The organism is Chrysosporum bergii ANA360D (genome assembly GCF_029891735.1).
GTDB lineage: Bacteria > Cyanobacteriota > Cyanobacteriia > Cyanobacteriales > Nostocaceae > Umezakia > Umezakia bergii.
This window is the reverse complement of record NZ_JANQDH010000080.1, coordinates 1-363: the sequence shown is the minus strand read 5'-3', so window position 1 is coordinate 363 and position 363 is coordinate 1. Positions and strand designations below refer to the sequence as shown.

Annotated in this window: 1 rRNA gene; it reads right to left on the bottom strand. The window is 46.6% G+C overall.

What is annotated here, in order from left to right:
* Window positions 1-293 precede the first annotated feature (293 nt).
* Window positions 294-363: ribosomal RNA gene (locus NWP17_RS12260) — 16S ribosomal RNA — on the bottom strand; the annotation flags it as partial.

Below are 363 nucleotides of genomic sequence, written 5' to 3'. Positions count from 1 at the left end.
CGTCCTTCTTCGCCTCTGTGTGCCTAGGTATCCACCATGAGCCCTTATTAGCTTGACCACTTGGTTCTTCACTTACTTCTATCTTTCGATTTCGGCTCTCTTATCTATCTATATGCAGTTTTCAAGGTTCTGGCTGGTTCTTACCAGCAGTCTAGGTCTTTCCTAGTTGCTGGGAATCACCGGAAATATAATACTTTGAAAGAGACTTGACCAGTTCTCGACCGACCTAGAGTAGACCATTTGATTCTCTATTCGCCTTCGACTTTCGATTCTTCAATGGGTAGGTCTCCCTAAAAGGAGGTGATCCAGCCACACCTTCCGGTACGGCTACCTTGTTACGACTTCACCCCAGTCACCAGTCCT